Here is a 20,048-nt window from a genome sequence, read left to right as displayed (position 1 = left end):
ACCGGTTATACAAGAATACGAATAGATACACCTGAATACAGCGTTTCTACAAGAAGCGTTCATGGCTGTACTGAAGATGGATGATTCGAAGTAACGTTGATTTAACAACGTTTATAGAGGTTGTAAACAAGTGATTTAATATCCTTTGGGTGGAGGATGCCACCGATTTGCCACCGTTATTAAATTGTGCCAGCAATTTATAAATCTTTTGCGATGGAATCAAAAATATCGGCAGCATCCCTTGCCATCTTTTTAGTTAAATGGACATAGCGGTCTTCAGTAGTTGCTGATCTGCTATGTCCTAATCTTTTTTGTACAGTTTTAACAGGCGTATCATCTTCGATTAAAGTCTTTCGCTAACGTGATAGTCGTTCAGAAATATGTAGTAGACCAAACTTAGAAAACTGGCTTGAATGGTGAAAAGGGAAATAGAACATGACTCTTTTAGAAGTAGCGTTACTAATAATAAATGCCGAAATATTGCAAGATTTATTCCATCAATTTAAATATAAGCAGCAAAAATAAAAACATAAAGGATTGGTTTTTAACTAGCCCTTATGTTTTCACTTTTTTCACAAACATTTTGACCACTGGCACAAGGAAAATTGAGATTACTAGTATTCGGAAGAGTTGGAAAGCTGTGACGATTGTCACATTGGCATGTACCGAAGCCGCAATAATCCCCATTTGATCAAGTCCCCCAGGAACAATACTTAAAAAGCCTGTCCTAAAGTCGAGACTGTAAAGGCTTTTCATCAAAAATGATAAACCATACGCTGCTGCTATATAAATGCCAGCTGATACAAATGCATAAAAAATATGCCTCTTTGATAAATGTAGATCTTCTTTTTTCAACAATAACCCGATGTGGATTCCAACCATCAATTGAGCAATATGTAGAAGGGATATAGGTATTCTAGGCACTTCTATGCCCACCATATTAATACCCATCAATAAAAATACTGGGCCAAGCATATAACCTGTTGGAATTTTAAGCTTTTGAGCAAGCCACCCTGCTAAGCCACAAACAATTAGTATACCGACTAGACCCCATGTATACATCCCATTGTTCATAGAGCTATTTCCACCAACATCTGTTAACATTAGCGGGACAAAGCCGACGATTAAAAGAACACGGAGGATTTGAAAGAACGTAATGACTACCATATCCATATCGCCTTGCTCCTCAGCAAAGGCCACAACCTGTGCCATACCACCCGGTACACAGCATGTCAATGCCGTTGCAAAATCCAAATCTGTACCTTTGGCTACTAAATAACTGACACCAAAAAATAATAATACAAATATCACATTTAAAACGACAATACTCCCTAAAAATTGCTTAATACCTTGTACTGCCTCTGGTGTAAAGGCAAAGCCAATAGAATAGCCTGCTACGATTAAGCCAAAATTACGGAAGGAAGAGTGCCATCTCAATTGTACGTTGGTTGACAATTGCACAATAAGTACTGCTGTAATCGCCCCTAATAACCAAGACATAGGTATATGTAATAGTTGAAAAACGACAGCACCTATTAGGCCAATGCATAATGTGATAAATATATGCTTACTCAAAACAAACATACTAGCAACCCCTTTTGACTAGATTACTATATTATGACGTTTCTTAACTTTTTTTTCTATTGCAGCGACTTTTGTGATGTAGTCTATTGGTAAAAAAGAATCTGTTATCAATGAAAATGATGTTTATTCCTCCACAATCATTCAAGTAAATACACCAACGCAACAACATGTATTAGAGCAAATTCCATCCACACTAACCTATCCCTGTTAATACAATAGCTCAACCTACGGGAATTATTGCAGAAAAATCTTTAGAGATAGTAGCTACTGCTTTAAAATCCACTAGTACAGGTATGAGTAGCAAATAGTTTTCCGTTGGCTTCTTTAATCATGGTAGGGCAAGTTTCTTCTTTATGATAGTTAAATTTAGGATATACTTAAAACTATTTGAAAATCTAGCTAATTAAATATAAATGGAAATACTTTACCCAAAGAAAGGTATTCGAGGTATTATTAAAACAACTGGGTAAAAATGTATAAAAAACTAAAGGGGCGATTGAATTGAATTTACAAAGTTACCAACTAGTGATAGAGCTCAATGTGGTTCGCTGGGGAGATACTGATTTAGGTCAAAAAGTTATGGAAGTGAGAGATTCCCAAAAAAAATATTCTAACGATATTGCAGAAATACAACAAATAGTTGATATTGGGAGAGTTACTGAAGAGTCACACCGCATACTTATTATCGTAAATATCAAAAGGGATTTAGATAATCCGGGTGATAAAATAATTCTATAAGTTCTGGTGAATTATTTAAAAAGTAAAGACCATTCCGTGATGGGTGGTCTTTAACAATACATTCTAATAGATAAGTTAATAAAGAAAATTACACATTTTTTTGGTGTTACACAAGATAAAATAGAAACCTTGATACAACAAGGATTAAAAATCCTTTAGAAACAACCATATAGAAAAAGGTATTTTCGCAATAGAGAGACAAAAGTACCTAAACACTATATTTAGGGTTTTAAAACCACCTTAATACAGTCTTCCTGTTTTGTATCAAATATTTTATAACCATGTTTTGCTTTTTCTAGAGGGAGGACATGTGTAATGATATCCCCTGCATTCACTTTACCATCAGCGATTAAGTTATAGACATGAGGCATTATATGAACAACTGGAGCTTGTCCAGTACGAATAGCTACATTACGCTGGAAAATATCTCCTAGTGGGAAGGCGTTGTATCGACCACCATATACACCGGTAATTTGGATAGTTCCTCCTTTACGTACAGCTTGACTGGCTGTAACAATGGCTCCCATAGCACCACTTTGAAGTTTTACGCCACTTGCAAGAAATTCGAGAGGCGTCATTTTTCCACTCATCCCGACACAATCAATGACAACGTCTGCACCGCCCTTGGTAATCTCTTTCAGATATTCACCACAATTTTCATGGTCTTCAAAATTAACTATTTCGACGTTATTTGTCTTTTTTGCATGTTTAAGACGATACCCGATGTAGTCAACTGCGATTACTCTTTCAGCTCCTTTCAACCAAGCAAATTTTTGTGCTAATAGACCAACAGGTCCACAGCCTAGAATAACAACAGTATCTCCTTTCTTTACACCGGCATTATCTACACTCCAAAAAGCAGTAGAGGCAGCATCGGCAAGGAGAACTAGACTTTCATCAGGAACTTCTGATTTCTCTGGAATTTTGAAAGGGATAAAATTTCCATATGGAACTCGCATATACTCTGCCTGTCCTCCCGGAAAACCGCCAGTTGTGTCTGAATAACCAAAGTAGGCACCCATTTCGCCATTATCGTTTGCATTGTCACACTGACTTTCCAAATCATGATTGCAATACCAGCATTCCCCGCATGCAATATTAAAAGGAATTACAACTCGGTCACCCTTTTTGACCTTTGTCACACCCTTGCCAACTTCTTCTACAATGCCCATCGGTTCATGGCCAATGACATAGTCCTGTCCAATATTTGGAATCATTCCATGGATTAAATGCAAATCTGATCCGCAAATGGCAGTAGTGGTTAAACGAACAATAATATCATCGGCTTTTTGTATTTTAGGGTCTTTTACTTCTTTAACTTCAACATTTTTTATACCTTGATAAGTGACAGCTTTCATTACAAAAATCCCTCTTTTTCGTTTATTTTTTCGGTGGGGTAGGGAACATTCCTTTTCGATTCATGCTTTTAGGGAATAAATCCAACTTTGCAATACTAATCGCATTTTCGGCAGATTTAATATCCAGTTCTTTTTGACCTTCTAGATCATAAGGTTTTAACCATTCTTTTTTTAACATCAGCTCAGAAATTTCAAAATATAAATCAATCATGACATCCAGCTGAGTTCTCATGATTTTCTGAAGAGCAGGAGAAGCAGTTTCTGTTAAGGCAATTGAAAGATTTCTAATACCCGTCTTTGTTGTTAGTAAAAACTCAAGAGCAATCCCCGAATCAGTTAGTTCAGGGATTCCAATTGAATTTATAGGATCTAAATAGTCTTCCATACAATTGACCTCCTAATATTCTAATTCCGATTTAGAGTAGAGCTTAACCATAGCAGTAAGTGCTGGGGTAGATAATTTTACATTTTTGTCCAATAATGCTCTTAAATCATCATCAAAGACCACCCCTTGACTCAGCTTCGATTTAAGTAAACTAGTTGTCATAAAGTTAATGACTTCATGAAATTCCATTGTTTCATGAAGTGCTAATTTTTTCTCAAACACGTAATTCACACCTCCAAAATTTTCTTTAAAAAGTCTACCCTGTAGCAAGTCTATTTATACAGATTTACTTTAGGCTTAGGAATATATTGTATTTCTAAAACTATATTGATAGATAGGAAAGCTCTTATTAAAGAGTGGTTTGATTGATAACTGTATTAAAAGCAAAAAGAACTCTTAAATAAAATTGAATATCCTTCATAAGTGAAGTATTTAAAAAGTAAAGACCATTCCGAATACGAATAGATACAACTGAATACAGTGTTCTACAAGAAGCGTTCATGGTTGTACTGAAGATGGATAATTCGAAGTAATGTTGATATAACAACGTTTAAGAGGTTGTAAACAATTGATTTTATATCCTTTGGGTGGAGGATGCTACCAATATTAAATAGTGCCAACAATTTATAAATCTCTTGCAATGGAATCAAAAGGAATTATATCGATAACGAGTTTAATTTTGATATTCCTGAAGTAATAAACAAATAACCAGGCACTCATTGTAAAGTGAGTACCTGGTCTTTAATGCATCGTAAGGTCTAAATTTTTTGCGAAGCGATTCAAGTTCATCTTTTTTTTCAAGCTGTATACTTTTTAAAAACATTTTAGGCTGTTCTTTAGCTGCTTTTAGCTTACCTTCTTTCATTATATTCCTATTCGAGCTTTAGAGATTATAACGAAGTTGATTTACTTTTCTTCTCATTAATTATAAGGTCTTCTTCATTTTGTGGGCGAGCGGTTTCAGTATGTCCGTCACGCTCATTAGGTTTTTTAATATTTGATTGTTTTGTTGGCTCGTCTGTTGCAAATTCTGTATCTTTCTTATCCCTTTTCATTTCAACACCTCCTAAAGATATTATTTAACTTATCTCAATAAAATATCCTTGTTTGTTTATTTCAACTTCAAACTTACAACTATCGCGGAGCTGGTTTTTTTATTTGCAATGAAAGAGCCATATCGAAGAGTTAACGATTCTTCACTTTAAAATTCCAATAAATGGTCGATATATAAACAAGAGGTGATGTAATATGAAACTTACGAATGAAGTAAATTCTTCTAATTTCATGAAGTTGTCAAATGGATCAGCAAGTAAGCCTAAATTGGTTCAGCAAAATCTTATAGTACATAAAGATACATTAACAATTGGACAACAAGCTCGTAATTTGTTTAAAGGGCAGCAAGCTAAAACAAGTCTTATCGAAAGTTTATTGAAACAACGTGAGAATATTCAAAAGATGAAAAGTGACCTGAGTGAACGTACGTTAGAAAGTGGCGGCGACTTATCATCTATTAAAGAACAACTAAAAGATTTTGAAAAGCAACTAGCTGATATTGATGCGCAAATAGCTGAACAGCAAACGGATGAGCAAAAGAAAACGACAAACCAAAATGAACAGGATTTGAAAAACGAAAAGCCATCTAACGCAATGGAAAATCTTTTAGAAAAATCTGTTTCACTAGAACAAATGAAAACACTAGAGTTGACAAAGAATTCATTAGGACGTGAGCAAAATCGCCTTTCCAGTGAATTAGAGATGGATGCAGACCGAGGTATTTTTATTGATAGTAAATATGAAAAACTTTCGGATGTAGAGGATCGAATTCAAACTGTTCAAGAACAAGTTGCTGAAGAAATCCAGAATACTGATGATAAAGAACTAAGTGAAGAAAATTCTTTAGCTTCTATGCATGAAAACGAAGAGCTTCAGGAATCAAAAACGGATAATCAATGATGAGCATGAATAAGCTTAATAAAGCTGTGCTGAAGTTGGACGAAGGATGTAACCTCTATAGTCTTAGCGTCAATTTAGAATTAAAATAGCCCAGGTTCTCAAGCAATTTTGAGCCTGGGTTTTTATTATTCAGTTTGTTTCGCAGTTATTTTTTTGAGTTTTAATTTTCAAACAAAAAAGGATAATATAAGTAAATGTAGAAATGGTTATCTTATAGTAAAAAATTGTAGGGAGGCAAGTTATTGTGAACATACCAATAAATAAAACACCGATTAAAAACCAAATTGGCGGTGTATTTGTTCCAGTACGTGATCTAGAAAAAGCAAGAGAATGGTACAGTAAAATACTCGGATTAGAAGGGGGAGAAATATGTTTTGGGCATTTATATACAGCACCAATGAAGGGGACGGCAGGTTTAATGTTAGATACAATGCCTAAGTGGAGAAATGAAACTGGGGATATTTCAACCTATCAAGCTCCTTTTATTCAGTTACTAACAAATGATATCCAAGCTTCTTATCAATTTATGAAAGAAAATGATGTTGAACTTGTGACGGAGATTGAGGACAATTTTTATTTTGTAATTAAAGATCCAGATGGGAATTTATTGATGATTTGTAAGGAAGTATCTTAAACAAGATGTAGTCAACTACAAGCTTACTGGCTGATATTTATAATTAAGGACCTCTTATGCAAATTTTTTTACCACTTATCATGAGAAAATAAATCCTCTATAATTTAATGTTACATTATGGACGGAGGAACGTATTTCGTAAATAAATTAAATTTTAGGGGACTATACAATGAATAAAAAAACTTGGCTTCTTATTAGTTGCTTAGCTATTAGTATAGCTTGTTATTCCATTGTTCAATATTTAATTTTGGATGCCCATCAAGCAGGGTTTGTTAGCTTAAAACTTATGTTTATAGAAACTTTAGATTCGCTTTGGTATACGATGCTGTATATCCATATTATATTTAGTGTACTGGCATTAGTTATTGGTCCATTTACATTATTCTCAAAGTTTAGAGAAAAAAATATAAAGCGGCATCGTATTTTAGGGAAAATCTATATGATTGGCATTTTATTTGGTAGTGTTACAGGTCTTTATTTAGCCATTTATGCTACGGGTGGATTTATATCGCAGTTCGGTTTTAGCGCACTATCTATATTATGGATGATCACTGGGTATCAAGCACTTGTTAAAATTAAAGAACAAAAAATTTATGATCATCAACAATGGATGATACGCAATTATTCATTGACTTTTGCTGCTGTAACATTGAGAATTTGGCTATTAGTCTTTACGGTATTATTCGGATTTGAAAATTTTATGATTAGCTATCCGATTATTTCATGGCTATGTTGGGTGCCGAATCTCATTATTGCACAATGGATTATTGGGCGGTCACTTCAAGAAAGAGGCGTTATAGTTAAATAAGTTAGGATTAAAACCACTTCATTTGGGTGGTTTTTTTATGGTCTTGTAGCAAAAATATAAAGGAAGAAGTTAATAGATAAAATTTTTACGTAATACTAAAATTATTATTAAAAAAATGTCTAAATTTTATAAAAAAATAAAGTCATTTTACTATTGATTGAGAAATGTTCTCAATGATAAATTGTTGTTAAACGCGAGGTAGTTTAGCTATAGCTATTTGATGTTGGTATTAAAAAGTTAAAAGATAGTACTTTACAAATTTGCACCACAAATGAAAATTCAGAATTTACTTTTCATTAATAGGGTGAACTAATAATATCTACAGAAATCGTAAGGCTTTGGATAAACATAGAATACGTCAAAATAGAATTAAGCCTGATAACATGTTATTTGGGAAGTGTTTAACAGACCTTTGGATAATAAATAATGTTCATATCGATTAGGTAAAACTATTTCGACTAAAAATAAAATTTTAGGAGGCATAAATATGAAAATGAAAAAATTAATTGTATTTTTGACTGTATTAGCATTATTTTTGAGTCAAGTACCTTTTTATGCAAAGGCATATTCAAATGGTGAAGATGAAAAAGAATATAAAGAGAGTTTAGAAAATATCATATCTGTTATAGAAGAATATATAGAAATTTCGTCTGATGGAATAACGATTTTAGACGAAGATAATATAGTTCGTAATTTAAATCAAGAAGATATTAATCTATTAAATGAACTTGCTAGAGAACAAGGAAACTATAATATTATAACTAAAGCTTCTTTAATGGAAGATTTAGATGTTCATTTCACTAATATAAATGAAAAGATTGAAAAAGGTGAATTAAAAGTTTTAGACAACGGTGCCATGATTGATTCGACGGATAAAAACTTTTATATTCAGGGAGGATCTACTTACGATGAAACTTATTGGTGGGGCAAGCGAAGATATATGAGTACTTCAGCTGCTAGGCAATGGGTTTATGATTTAAGAGATGCAGCAGCTGTATCAACTGGTCTCGCACTTGCGAGTGTCGTTTTTGGCAAACTTGGTGTAATACCTGCTACTATTAATGGTATTACTGCTTTATGGACTAACCAATTAGCTAATCGAGTAGAATATCATAATGGAAATACAAATAGAGGTATTAGAGCAGATTTATACTGGGTTTTAGTTTTTAATATCGAGCCTCAATAATAGTATTTATTAAATAATAATAAACAGCTATAAAGTAGGTGCTTTTATTGAAAAGATTTCTATCTAAATTAATTTGGATGCTTTTTATATTTGTTGGATTATCATTGACAATCTATACCGTATTTTCATCTAATTATGAAAATAATAGTGAAGGTGATACACCTTGGGAAATAAATTGGTTAGATTATAAAGAGCTTCATAAACTTTCGACAGGTCAATCACAAACAATCGCTATAATTGATAGCGGTATAAACCCACTATACAGTGGAAATCTAAAGTTTAAAAAATCGTTAGTCGATCAAAGGATTGAAGATACCAATGGTCATGGTACGATGATGTACTCAATAATTAAAGGGATTAATGGAGAGATAGAAGGTATAAGCCCTAATGCACAAATAATTGTCATTAAAGTGATGAATAAAGATGATTCGGTTACACCAACAATTATCAAGGATGCAATTGAATTGGCTATCCAAAAAAATGCTTCTATTATTAATTTAAGTATTGCTAGCAATTTTGAAGATAAAGATATTACGGGAACGATAAAATTAGCAGTTAAAAAAGGAATTACAGTAGTAGCTTCCTCTGGAGATTATGGAAATACTGAATTGATGTATCCAGCAATTTTGGATGAAGTTATTTCAGTTGGGGCAATTGATGTTTCTGGAAATGTACTTGATTTAACAAGCGGTTCCCAAAAAACGACGATTAACGCACCCGGTCACGAGATATCCACAATTGACACCAGTGAAATAATAACTAAAACGAGCGGCACATCGCAAGCAACCGCATTAATATCTGGCTATATTGCTCTGTTAAAAGATTATGCATTTTCGAAAAATAAAGAGTTGACCAATGCTAGTATTATTTCATTACTAGAGTCTATTAATAGTCAAGAGTTAACCTATCTACAAGCAATGAAGAAGATAGATTCTTTCTAAGGGAGGCTAGTTAATGTGAGATTAAGACCATATCATTATTTATGTATATTACCAGTCAGTATAAGCTGTATTGCATCATATTTATCTATATCTTCAAATACCAAAACTGTCATTAATTTTCTTGCGGCTTTGTTGGTAATTATTTGTATTCCTTTGAGCTATAAAGATTACAAAGAATGCAAAAAGTTAGACCATGAATCTAAATCTTGATAGGTAAGAAGGATACAGGAAATGATTATCATGGTTCCGTAAGAGGCGGAATGACAAGTGCTTCTAAATCTTGTTTTGATTAATGGGGTGATGATTTTTGGAAATGCGTGATTGGTATAGTATACCAATGATATTAAGTAGTTTTGTCATTTGGATCTTATCGATTTTCATACAAATTGCGCTAAAGCTCAATTTAATTTGGATTATTTTTAATCCAAATAACTTCTTTGCTATCGCGTATTTTAATGGCCAGCTGCACAAATAGTGAGAAGCTGGTCATTTTCTATTGCTGAAAAAATCTTAAAATTTGGAAATTTATACATATTGAAATTACATCTAGTGTATCCTTAAGAAAAGGGGGTTATTGAGCGTGGATTATCGTATGCTGGAGCATCGAATTGCCAATATAGTAGAACGAATGCATGCAATTGGTGGAGACGTATCGCAAGTAAAGATTGAGGCTGCTGCATCGTCACAACAAATTGCACAATGTGAAAACCAATTAGGATGCAAGCTGCCTAAAAGTTTTAAAAAAGTGCTATTAGAGTTTTCATCAGCATTATACTTGCGTTGGGTTTTTCCTGATGATTTTCAATTAGATGGTGAATTAGATGGAATTTTTAGTGGGATGCTTCACTGGGATTTAGGATTATTAAAAGAGATCAATGATAATAAAAATGCATGGATTACGAAAGTTTTTTCAGATCCAGAGAATGACTACGACAAAGTTTGGCATTATACATTAGCCTTTTATGAAGTTGGCAATGGAGACTATATTGCATTTGACCTCGTTGAAAACAGTTTGGATGCATGTGTGATTTATTTAAGTCATGATGATGGTGAAGGGCATGGCTATAAATTAGCAGACAACTTTATTGATTTTTTGGAGACATGGTCAAGAATAGCGTTTGTCGGAGGGGAAGATTGGCAGTGGGTAGCTTTCACAGCAAATGCTCAAAGTGGTCTTTTACCAGAAAGTCAATGTGCAAAGTCGTTCAGAAGTTTATTAAAGTTAACTATTTAATTTGTAATGCACTAGAAAAGGAGCTACTAACATTGTACAAAGAACAACTAGCAAGAGCCATTCAATTACGAACAGAAAATAAGAAGCGAGAATCCAATCAATTACTTTTACAAATGGTAGAGGAATATCCTGATGATGCATTCATTAACTACCAATGTGCTTGGAGCTTTGATGTGTTAGGACAAGAATTACAAGCTGTTCCTTACTATGAAAAGGCCATCAAACAGGGTTTATCTGGAACAGATTTAGAAGGAGCATTTTTGGGACTTGGCAGTACGTATAGAACATTAGGGCACTATGAAAAATCTGAAAAAGTTTTTTTAGAAGGGATACAATTTTTTCCAACTAATAATGCATTAAAAGTGTTTTATGCAATGACTTTATATAATCTAAAAAAACATAACGAAGCAATGGAGCTCTTACTACAATGCCTAGCAGAAACGACAACAGACGCTGAAATACTTAGTTATAAAAACGCGATTAATTTCTATGCAAATCAATTAGATAAAGTATGGAAATAGTTCCTTGATAATTGAATCTACTATAATGGAGGAGCAAAATATGACGAAGTTTTTTATGATGAACATATGTATAAAAACAGATAACTTAGAATGTGGAGAAACGAATGAAGAAAAAGTTTTTGAGAAAAAATCTGAGCTAAAAGAGTATTTGAAAAATGAAGGGTATTATAAGGAATCGAAGTATCAATATATCAAAATGCATGAAGAATCGATTTATATTGCTACAGTCGAAAAAATAAAAGTTAAATGATAGTATGTCACGAAAAATGAAGGAGTAGTTATAGTTGAAAATTAGTAAAGACCATGCAGAACATTATCATTGGGGAAATGCGTGTGATGGTTGGCATTTAGTTAAAAATAATGAATTGAGTGTTATTCATGAACGAATGCCTGCCAATACAGCGGAAGTTTGTCATTATCATCATCAAGCCCAACAATTCTTTTTTGTACTTTCAGGTACGGCAACAATGGAAATAGACGGAAAACGTATTATATTGCAGGCGAATGAAGGAATTGAAGTGCCCGCTCTGCAGTCGCATCAAATGCGTAATGATTCGCAGGAAGATGTAGAATTTTTGGTAATCTCTCAACCGAATAGTAGAGGGGATCGTATACCCGTATAGTGGTAGAAGTTTGCAAGCCGTAATTGGCTTCCAAATTGTTCATTCTTTTGCATGAGGTACATCCAGTATTTATTTAGTACAGTAAATGTATTAAATGCAAAAGGGATGTGTGGAGGATGAAGATATCAAAAATGAAGCTTTACGCGCATGATTTACATAAAATGAAGGCGTTTTACTGTGACATATTAGGATTTGAATTGTTAGAAGAAGCGGAGCATTTTTTTGAAATAGCTGCCGGGGAAAGCGTCATCCAATTCGAAACATTGGATGCTTCTGTAGCAAAGCAATATCATTTTGCGCTCAATATTCCAAGTAATTTGTTTCAGCAAGCGAAAAAATGGGCACAAGCTCGCGTAGACTTATTACGCTTAGATGAACAGGATGAAGTTTATTTTAAAACGTTAGATGCGAATTCATGCTATTTTTATGACCCAGAAGATAATGTAATAGAGTTTATCGCTAGACATGGGATAAATCCAAGTGTTAATACAGATGCATTTTCCATTAAACATGTATTAAATATTGCTGAAATAAATTTAACGACGGATGCGATTCATGCTGTGGCAGATCGATTAAAGGAGTATGGTATCACACCCTTAAAGGGAGAAGAAATTCGTACAGATGCGCTTACATTTATGGGGAATTACGAAGATGGTGTGCATTTATTAATCGGCCCTAGTGAACGAATTTGGTATTTCTCTACTAAAAAAGCAATTGTCAGTCCTATTAATATCATAGTCAATAACTATCTACACCTATACATAAGTGTTAAGGGCGATTTCGCTATATCGCAATTTTAAGAAAGCATCAATTATTTGCCATTATTATATTGAATAAATAAATTGTTCGTTGTATATTTATTCGAAATGAGATGGGGGAAATAGGGATGGTGTATACAATAAGTGAAACGAACCCTACGTTTGAAGAGTTTCAGGCATTACATCAAACTACCGGCTGGAATGCGCAGGGGCTATATTCGTGCGAACAATTATTTCAAGCCATTTGCAATAGCTGGTATAGTGTGTCAATTTATGATAAGCAAATATTAATCGGCTATGGCAGAATTATTTCCGATGGTATTTATCAAACGTTTATTTGCGATGTAATGGTGCATCCTGAGTATCAGCGAAATGGAATTGGTACAACGGTTATGGAAGCTCTATTAGCACAATGCAAAAAGGAAAATATTAAATGGATTCAATTATCTTGTGCTAAGGGCAAACAACCTTTTTATCAAAAACTTGGATTTACAGAACGGGATGTTGATGCTCCAGGAATGATGTTATTTCTTGAGTAACTTGTTGATATTTTCATAAAAAAGGAAGGATAGTTGAAGAATGCTATCCTTCTTTTTTATGATAACAAACAGTGTATAACACAAATGATATTCCAAAAATCTTCACATTAATAATATTGAGGAACTACGAAATACGATATGATAAATATAAGTATTGTTTATTTGGAGGTGAGCATGATGAAAGAAACAATTACTATCGTGTGCACGTCAGCTAACAATAAAATAACGATGATGAAGAAAAGACCCTTTAATTATTTATTGCAAGCGATTGCTGGTGGACTTTTTATTGGTTTTGGTATTTTGTTAATCGTTACAATTGGAGGATTATTTGATCCAGTGGGTGTACCAAGTATGAAAGTAGTACAGGGGTTAGCATTTGGTGTAGCACTTAGTATGGTCATAATGGCTGGTGCGAATTTATTTACTGGTGATAACTTCGTATTATCGGTAAGTACATTAGAGAAAAAATCTTCCCCACTTGAAATGGTTGGTATTTGGTTATTTAGCTACTTTGGTAATTTTTTTGGTTCATTACTTGGTGCACTGTTATTCTTCTATGCAGGGCTTGCTGTTGATGATATAGCTACTTATATCGAGAAAAGTGCAACGTCCAAGATGAATGCAAGCTTTGTCGAGCTGCTATGTCGTGGCATTTTATGTAATCTTCTTGTCTGCTTAGCTGTATGGTGTACTTATAAATTAAAAACAGAAATAGCAAAATTAGCGATGATTTTCTGTTGTATTTTCCCCTTTATTACATCGGGATTTGAGCACAGCATTGCCAATATGACACTTTTTAGCCTTGCGCTCTTTATTCCACACGGTGATCTTGTATCGCTTGGTGGTGCGGTGGCAAATTTAGTTCCTGTCACAATTGGTAATATTATTGGCGGTGCTGTAGTAGGTATTGTCTATTGGGTTAACGCGAGGGAATAAGCACGAAAGATGGGGTCGTAGAAAGGAGCAATGAATGTTGGAGGATGTTAGTCGTTTGAAAGAAGCAATAAAAAAGCTGAGTGAAGAGGAAGCAAAGTCAATGCTTTTCATATCTTTACTAAATGGCAATTCGAGTAAGGACATTCAACAAGGTATACTGCGCATGTCAGAAGATAAGGAAAAAGCAGTTAATGCACAAACGGTACATATCTTATTCGGAGATTCACCGGGTGGAAGTTTAAAAGCTGCATTCCGAGATACGGACTATCAAAAGACAGAGGAAATTATTGTTTTTCCCGATAATTTGTCCATTGGGCCAGTAAAAGGTATACATAAAGCATCGGGGATTGAACCACGACTTGAGTGGTTTCAGAAACGATACAAAATTGAAGATGATGGACTGGAGCATTATAGAAAACGTATGTTAGATGCTTTAGAAAACGTAAACAATATTTTACCACATCAGACTATCGTTATTTGGACATGTCAAAATGCGCACGAACAAACAGGATTACGACTTGTGTTAGCCATGCTTGAGGGCAAATTGAATGCAGTACGTGTAATTGATACGTTTACTGCTTTTCATGAAAAAAATATGTCCTCGCGCTTAGTGGAAGATAACTATCCAAGAACAACTGGTGAATTAAATGGAGAAACGCTTCTTAATTTTTACGAGCAGTTTGGTATGGAACCATTATCTAACGTCGAAAGACAAACTCTAAGTGATGAGGGTAGATATTTATTGTCTGACGATATCCATATCATACGAACATGGGCATATGATCAGCTATTAAACAGCAGTGATGAAAATCGAGATGATGACTTTATTATTGAATGCGCTAATCGTATGTATCATGAAGATGGCAAGGTGGAATATAAGAAGGCTGCACGATTAATTGGAGAAGTGATTGGACATATGCAACAATATACTGGAGACGAATGGATTGAATATCGTCTAAGAAGTTTAATCAAGCAAGGCGTTTTTTCGTATAGAGGTGATTTAAAGGCAATGCGATTTTATGAAGTGAAATTACATGATGAATTCTTGACAAATCAAATTTTTTGAAGTTTTGACTTCATTAAAAAGCATAGATAAAATAATGTAGAAGAGTTAGAATGACTCTCGCAAGTTAGTAGCACTTATCAGTGAATATAAAGATTGCATTAATAGATTAATTAAAAGAAAGGAAGTTAACAATGAATCCTGAAATCAATCAAAATGCGATTCTTCAAGCAATTTTGGAGCTTTCTACACAAGTACAGGGCGTGAAAACAGAGATTCTACAAAAAATTGAGGCGCTAGAAACAAGATTAGATACGGTTGAAACAAAACTAGAGGCGCTAGAAACAAGATTAGATACGGTTGAAACAAAACTAGAGGCAGTTGAAATAAGATTAGATTCAGTTGAAACAAAACTAGGGGCAGTTGAAACAAGATTAGATTCAGTTGAAACAAGACTAGAGAAGAAAATTGAATCAGTTGAGAAAAAATTACTAGAAAAAACCGACGCAGTTGAAAAAGATCTTAGTGAAAAAATAGAAGAAGTGGATGCAAAGATGGAAGTGTTAATACTTGAAATATTAGAAACAAAGGCCGATGTGGTAAAGTTGAAGAAAGCGAAATAAATTGTGTCGGTTGTCACTATGTGCAATAATCATAGACAATTCGTGACCATAACTGAGGAGTGAGCTTAATGTTAAAAACAGAAATATTTGAACAACTAAAAAAAGCAATGAAAGAAAAAGATGTCTTGGCAAAAGGTGTTTTAACACTTGTCAAATCAGCACTAGATTTAGCGGAGAAGGAAAAAGGGGAGCCCTTAACACAAGCAGAGGAGATTGCTATTATTAATCGTGAAGTCAAGCAAACGAATCAAGCTTTAGAAGGCGCGCAAAATGCTAATCGTGCGGATTTAATTGAAAAAGAGGAAGCAAAATTAGTGCTATTAAAATCATTTCTTCCTAAACAATTAACCGAAGCAGAAATTGCTGAAAAATTAGAAGCAGCAGGTGTTACGAAAGGCATGAATATGGGTGACGCAATGAAAATTGCAAAACCATTGTTAAATGGTCAAGCAGAAGGTGCTGTAATTTCTAAAGTTGTAAAAAGTTTAATTTAATATAGGAACAAAAAGGATAGCCACGCTAGCGTTGGCTATCCTTTGTTTATGTTCTACCACAGACTTCTTATGGAAGAATTCAGAATTGTTTCAGTGCCTGGCACTCAAAGATTGAATTTTTGGATGATGTTACGTAGTTGTTGAGCCATTTCAGCTAAATTATTTGAAGAAGCGGTAATTTCTTCGATACTTGCTGATTGTTCTTCGGAGGCAGCTGCGACATTTTGAATGTTTCCAGATGCTTGAACGGCTACAACACCAACCTGCTCAACAGAATTAGCGATATTGCTAACTCCTTCATTCATGTTCGTAATGATGCTGTTAACCTGGTTCATTTCTTGCGTAAGTTCTGTAATGTGTGAATAGATATCGCTAAAGGCTTCACCTGAAGCGTTAAAAGTAGTAGAACTTTCAGCAAGATTATTACTGCTAATCGCCATTGATTTCACTGCTTGAGCAGATTCTTCTTTGATTGTTTCAATACGTGTTCGAATACTATTTGTTGCTGTAAGTGATTGGTCTGCTAATTTACGTACTTCTTCAGCTACAACCGCAAAGCCTTTACCATGTTCACCAGCACGTGCTGCTTCAATAGATGCATTTAATGCAAGTAAATTGGTTTGGTCTGTAATTTCATTTATAAGTGAAACAATATCACCAATCTCATTTGTATAGGTGCTTAAGCGTTTTACAACATCTGCAGTATTATGAATCGCCTCAGATGTAATCGCCATTTTTTCTGTAGCACTTTGAATTGTGGTATTGCCCTTTTCGGCAATAGTGGAAGCGCTAAACGCCTTCGTTGTTACATCATTGACACTATCAACAACATCGGACATCTTCGTCGAAATCATTGTAATATGATTTTCCACCTCTTCAATGGATGAAGTTTGTTTTTCTGAGCCCGCAGCCACTTCCTGCATAGAAGATGTAATTTGTTGAATAGATGCGCTCGTTTGCTCGGAGCTGGCAGTTAATTCTTCTGACATGGCGGCTACTTGCTCTGCATTTTCCGCAATTTGCTGAATGAGCGTACGTAAATCAGCCGTCATATTTTGGATGCCATCTGAAAGTTGGGCGATTTCATTCGTGCCTTTGATTGGCAGTGATTCAACAACTAAATCGCCTTTGGCAACCTTATCAACATAACTTGTCATTTTTTTGATTGGTTTAATAATACTTTTACTAATGAAATAAGCGACAACGATACCAAATAGCACAAAGATAACTGTCATAATAATGCTAACCCAAATAATTTGAGTTTGTAGCTTAGATATAAATGAAGCATCCATATCTAAGCCAAAAAGTATATCAGTATTGTTAAATGGAATAAAAATCGACTTATGAATACCATATTCATCTTCATAAATTTCACTTACTTGAGTACGGCCAGTATCTAAAGCAGCATGCATTTTTGGATCGAAAACATAGTCTGCCTGGTAATTATCACTATTACTTAATGCAACAATATGCTCCTTACCATTGGCACGTGAAAGGATATAGGCATTTTCAATATCAAACTTTTTTGTTGTACCATTCAATTGTTTCAATATTTTTTCATATTGATTTTTAATGCCGTTATCGGCAGCTTTGACATTATTTTTATCGATGTCCTCGAAAATGTTACTAGAAATCACCTCTAACGATGTCTCAAATTGCTTGATAACAAAATTATCGATGATTTTAAAAGAAACTATAAATAACATGAAACTAAATATAATAGAAATAATAACAATTGGAATTGTTAAACTTGCAATATATTTATAGAGTAAAGAGCTCTTAAATTTACTTAATATACTCAACTTGTAAATCCTCCAATACTACAACTTTTTGTTGTAGGAAATGAACCATATCACTAATATGTTCTGTCTCTGTGTATGGTGAAATAGAAAAGAATTTAGCTGCTGCCACAGGAACTTGTTGTTTTGTATCGCTCGCGCTAACAGTGCAGACACGTGTTGTGTCACCGAAAAATACTTCATCGCGACCTTCACCTAAAATCTCAAAGAAAGAAGCATTTAAGCCATTAATGTATTCGATTTGATCTTGTGTGTAGTTTCCAGCTTGCTCAGATGCCCAATCAAAGCCTTTTGGATATAGTCTGTAGGCTGTTACTGGTCCGATATTTGCTTCATTCACTACTTGCAGCATTGGTAAGTTCTCAGCTAATTGTGTACGGAATGCTAAATTTACTCGGACATAGTTAGCTAATATTTGTTGATAACCTTCTTTACCAAAAGCTTGTAATGCAGCATAAATAGCAATTGAACTACCCATTCGAGAACATTCTAAAGTGTAACCAGTATGATATGAGCCATAGCCTCTATTGCCTACATATGGTGTATCAAAATCGTCAATATCTAACAGTTGTAAACTTTTTCCTTCTTTTATTAAGAAAAGGCTTGTTAAATAGGGTGTTTGACCAAGTTTTTGGAAATCGAAGCAAAGACTATCTGCAATTGCAAGGTGTTGCATACGTTGGTGAATTTGTTCTAAGCCTTGTAATACATCATCCTCGAATTGTAGTGAGTTTGCCTTAAAGTCATAATCATTGAAAAATGCGTAAAAACCGCCTAAAGCAGAGTCAGCATGGATATGTATTTGTTTTAGATTGTATTTTTGTTCAAGTGTTGTTGCAACTTCCTTAATTGCCTGCACATCATCAATAGCAAATTGATCTGTGGCACCTGTAGTCGCTACGATGTAAACTGGAATACCACCATTTTCGATTACTTCCGTCATGCGTTTTCTTAAATCTTCTATATCCATAGATTGGTCTTTTCCTGCTTTTACACGTACTAAGTGATTACTTCCAATACCAACTGCTTCAATTGATTTTAATAAGCTATAGTGGGCGTTTTCAGAAGCAAAGCAATATAAATTATTTGGGACACCTTCCTCTTTAGCGTGAGGGAATTGTTTAGCAATGGCAAGACGTAAACCGCTAAAAACAGCTCCTTGTCCACCCCATGTTGTATAACCGAAGCTTTCTGTGAAATCATAGCCAACTAATTTTGACATCATTGCGATAACTTTTACTTCACATTCTGCTGCTGCAGGTCCATATACATCCCACAGATTGTTGCCATTAAGTAAGGCATTTGTAAACTGTCCCAATACACCAGGGATACTAGCCATTGGTAAAACATTTGTGACAAAGTTGCGTGTATGATAAGGATGACCTTGCATTAATTGTGTTAAGTCTTGAACGACCTGATCCAGACCAACGCCTGATGTAGGAACTTGATTTTCTTGCATAAGATCTTTATAGAAAGTAGCAGAACGTTCTTGAATTGGTCCAAGCGTTGTTTTCTTCGGGTCTTTTAATTGATCTAATGAAGTTACAATTTGCTCTATTAGTGATAAAAAGTTTTCCCTTTGTAAGCTGTTGCCATCTTCACTTTGAAATAGTTGTTGAATTTTCTTCATTTTGCATCATCCTTTATTAGTTCATATTTCACCATTATTTAGATAATAATAGTACAATTTACTAAAGTCATAATAACATATTCTTATGGGAAATATATTCATATTTGACCAGGATATTAAATTTCTACTATTTTAAATTATTAGATAATAATTTCATTATATTTAAAGAATGATTTACTAACAGAAGTTTACGTTATTTTTTAACTTTTATTACTAGTTGGTGCAACGAAGGTCCTGTTAAAATAAATTATTAATATTTTATTAATATAATTAAATGTAAAATAGATACTTTTAGCTATGA

At 34.1% G+C, this 20,048-nt stretch carries 24 protein-coding genes; 16 read left to right on the top strand and 8 right to left on the bottom strand.

Annotated elements, in window-relative coordinates; translation table 11 throughout:
* Positions 1-555 precede the first annotated feature (555 nt).
* Complete coding sequence (locus tag ACIP9C_RS11465; RefSeq protein WP_401010658.1) at positions 556-1,584, bottom strand: AbrB family transcriptional regulator; 1,029 nt, start codon at positions 1,582-1,584, stop codon at positions 556-558.
* A gap of 501 nt (positions 1,585-2,085) precedes the next feature.
* On the opposite strand from ACIP9C_RS11465, the gene ACIP9C_RS11460 reads away from it, so the two are divergent.
* Entirely contained in the window at positions 2,086-2,322 is a 237-nt protein-coding gene (locus ACIP9C_RS11460) for a hypothetical protein (RefSeq protein ID WP_401010656.1), read from the top strand.
* Between the two features lie 221 nt (positions 2,323-2,543).
* Here ACIP9C_RS11460 and ACIP9C_RS11455 read toward each other — a convergent pair whose 3' ends face one another.
* The 5 genes from ACIP9C_RS11455 to ACIP9C_RS11435 form a co-directional block, all read right to left on the bottom strand.
* Positions 2,544-3,680, bottom strand: coding sequence for a zinc-dependent alcohol dehydrogenase (locus ACIP9C_RS11455; protein ID WP_401010654.1), 1,137 nt, complete (start codon positions 3,678-3,680; stop codon positions 2,544-2,546).
* A gap of 22 nt (positions 3,681-3,702) precedes the next feature.
* Positions 3,703-4,065 (bottom strand): spore coat protein, encoded by a 363-nt coding sequence (locus ACIP9C_RS11450; RefSeq protein ID WP_401010652.1) that lies wholly within the window; start codon positions 4,063-4,065, stop codon positions 3,703-3,705.
* Positions 4,066-4,077: 12 nt separating this feature from the next.
* Positions 4,078-4,287, bottom strand: coding sequence for a hypothetical protein (locus ACIP9C_RS11445; protein WP_016993944.1), 210 nt, complete (start codon positions 4,285-4,287; stop codon positions 4,078-4,080).
* A 451-nt stretch (positions 4,288-4,738) separates the two neighbouring features.
* Positions 4,739-4,930, bottom strand: a complete 192-nt coding sequence (locus ACIP9C_RS11440) for a hypothetical protein (protein ID WP_401010649.1) — start codon at positions 4,928-4,930, stop codon at positions 4,739-4,741.
* Between the two features lie 25 nt (positions 4,931-4,955).
* Positions 4,956-5,120 (bottom strand): hypothetical protein, encoded by a 165-nt coding sequence (locus ACIP9C_RS11435; RefSeq protein ID WP_401010647.1) that lies wholly within the window; start codon positions 5,118-5,120, stop codon positions 4,956-4,958.
* A 193-nt stretch (positions 5,121-5,313) separates the two neighbouring features.
* Here ACIP9C_RS11435 and ACIP9C_RS11430 point away from each other — a divergent pair, with 193 nt between their 5' ends.
* The 15 genes from ACIP9C_RS11430 to ACIP9C_RS11360 all read left to right on the top strand — a co-directional run bounded on the left by ACIP9C_RS11430 (position 5,314) and on the right by ACIP9C_RS11360 (position 16,318).
* The gene (locus ACIP9C_RS11430) at positions 5,314-6,018 is read left to right on the top strand and encodes a hypothetical protein (RefSeq protein ID WP_401010645.1); all 705 of its coding nucleotides are present in this window, start codon (positions 5,314-5,316) and stop codon (positions 6,016-6,018) included.
* 244 nt (positions 6,019-6,262) lie between these two features.
* A complete protein-coding gene (locus ACIP9C_RS11425) occupies positions 6,263-6,652 on the top strand; it encodes a VOC family protein (protein ID WP_401010643.1) in 390 nt (129 codons plus the stop codon).
* Between the two features lie 169 nt (positions 6,653-6,821).
* Positions 6,822-7,460: a DUF2306 domain-containing protein gene (locus ACIP9C_RS11420; RefSeq protein WP_401010641.1), complete on the top strand. Its 639-nt coding sequence runs from the start codon at positions 6,822-6,824 to the stop codon at positions 7,458-7,460.
* A gap of 487 nt (positions 7,461-7,947) precedes the next feature.
* Positions 7,948-8,646: a hypothetical protein gene (locus ACIP9C_RS11415; protein ID WP_401010638.1), complete on the top strand. Its 699-nt coding sequence runs from the start codon at positions 7,948-7,950 to the stop codon at positions 8,644-8,646.
* 47 nt (positions 8,647-8,693) lie between these two features.
* Positions 8,694-9,587: a S8 family peptidase gene (locus tag ACIP9C_RS11410; RefSeq protein ID WP_401010636.1), complete on the top strand. Its 894-nt coding sequence runs from the start codon at positions 8,694-8,696 to the stop codon at positions 9,585-9,587.
* A 580-nt stretch (positions 9,588-10,167) separates the two neighbouring features.
* Positions 10,168-10,821, top strand: a complete 654-nt coding sequence (locus ACIP9C_RS11405) for an SMI1/KNR4 family protein (protein ID WP_401010634.1) — start codon at positions 10,168-10,170, stop codon at positions 10,819-10,821.
* A gap of 32 nt (positions 10,822-10,853) precedes the next feature.
* Complete coding sequence (locus ACIP9C_RS11400) at positions 10,854-11,342, top strand: tetratricopeptide repeat protein (protein ID WP_401010632.1); 489 nt, start codon at positions 10,854-10,856, stop codon at positions 11,340-11,342.
* A gap of 40 nt (positions 11,343-11,382) precedes the next feature.
* Positions 11,383-11,592, top strand: coding sequence for a hypothetical protein (locus ACIP9C_RS11395; protein ID WP_401010630.1), 210 nt, complete (start codon positions 11,383-11,385; stop codon positions 11,590-11,592).
* 34 nt (positions 11,593-11,626) lie between these two features.
* A complete protein-coding gene (locus ACIP9C_RS11390) occupies positions 11,627-11,965 on the top strand; it encodes a cupin domain-containing protein (protein ID WP_401010628.1) in 339 nt (112 codons plus the stop codon).
* 116 nt (positions 11,966-12,081) lie between these two features.
* On the top strand, positions 12,082-12,765 hold the full coding sequence (locus ACIP9C_RS11385) for a VOC family protein (RefSeq protein WP_401010626.1): 684 nt from the start codon (positions 12,082-12,084) through the stop codon (positions 12,763-12,765).
* 86 nt (positions 12,766-12,851) lie between these two features.
* A complete protein-coding gene (locus ACIP9C_RS11380) occupies positions 12,852-13,262 on the top strand; it encodes a GNAT family N-acetyltransferase (RefSeq protein ID WP_401010624.1) in 411 nt (136 codons plus the stop codon).
* Between the two features lie 174 nt (positions 13,263-13,436).
* On the top strand, positions 13,437-14,198 hold the full coding sequence (locus tag ACIP9C_RS11375; RefSeq protein WP_401010622.1) for a formate/nitrite transporter family protein: 762 nt from the start codon (positions 13,437-13,439) through the stop codon (positions 14,196-14,198).
* A 55-nt stretch (positions 14,199-14,253) separates the two neighbouring features.
* Entirely contained in the window at positions 14,254-15,264 is a 1,011-nt protein-coding gene (locus ACIP9C_RS11370; protein ID WP_401010620.1) for a DUF1835 domain-containing protein, read from the top strand.
* 131 nt (positions 15,265-15,395) lie between these two features.
* On the top strand, positions 15,396-15,824 hold the full coding sequence (locus tag ACIP9C_RS11365) for a hypothetical protein (RefSeq protein ID WP_401010618.1): 429 nt from the start codon (positions 15,396-15,398) through the stop codon (positions 15,822-15,824).
* A gap of 68 nt (positions 15,825-15,892) precedes the next feature.
* Positions 15,893-16,318 (top strand): GatB/YqeY domain-containing protein, encoded by a 426-nt coding sequence (locus ACIP9C_RS11360; protein WP_401010616.1) that lies wholly within the window; start codon positions 15,893-15,895, stop codon positions 16,316-16,318.
* Positions 16,319-16,422: 104 nt separating this feature from the next.
* Here the strand turns inward: ACIP9C_RS11360 and ACIP9C_RS11355 are convergent, their stop codons facing one another.
* On the bottom strand, positions 16,423-18,120 hold the full coding sequence (locus tag ACIP9C_RS11355; RefSeq protein ID WP_401010614.1) for a methyl-accepting chemotaxis protein: 1,698 nt from the start codon (positions 18,118-18,120) through the stop codon (positions 16,423-16,425).
* On the bottom strand, positions 18,104-19,747 hold the full coding sequence (locus ACIP9C_RS11350; RefSeq protein WP_401010612.1) for a pyridoxal phosphate-dependent decarboxylase family protein: 1,644 nt from the start codon (positions 19,745-19,747) through the stop codon (positions 18,104-18,106). The genes ACIP9C_RS11355 and ACIP9C_RS11350 overlap by 17 nt, the downstream gene beginning before the upstream one ends.
* Between the last annotated feature and the right edge of the window lie 301 nt (positions 19,748-20,048).

This window comes from Lysinibacillus sp. NPDC093210 (genome assembly GCF_044753985.1).
Taxonomy (GTDB): domain Bacteria; phylum Bacillota; class Bacilli; order Bacillales_A; family Planococcaceae; genus Lysinibacillus.
This window is presented reverse-complemented; position numbering and strand designations above follow the sequence as displayed.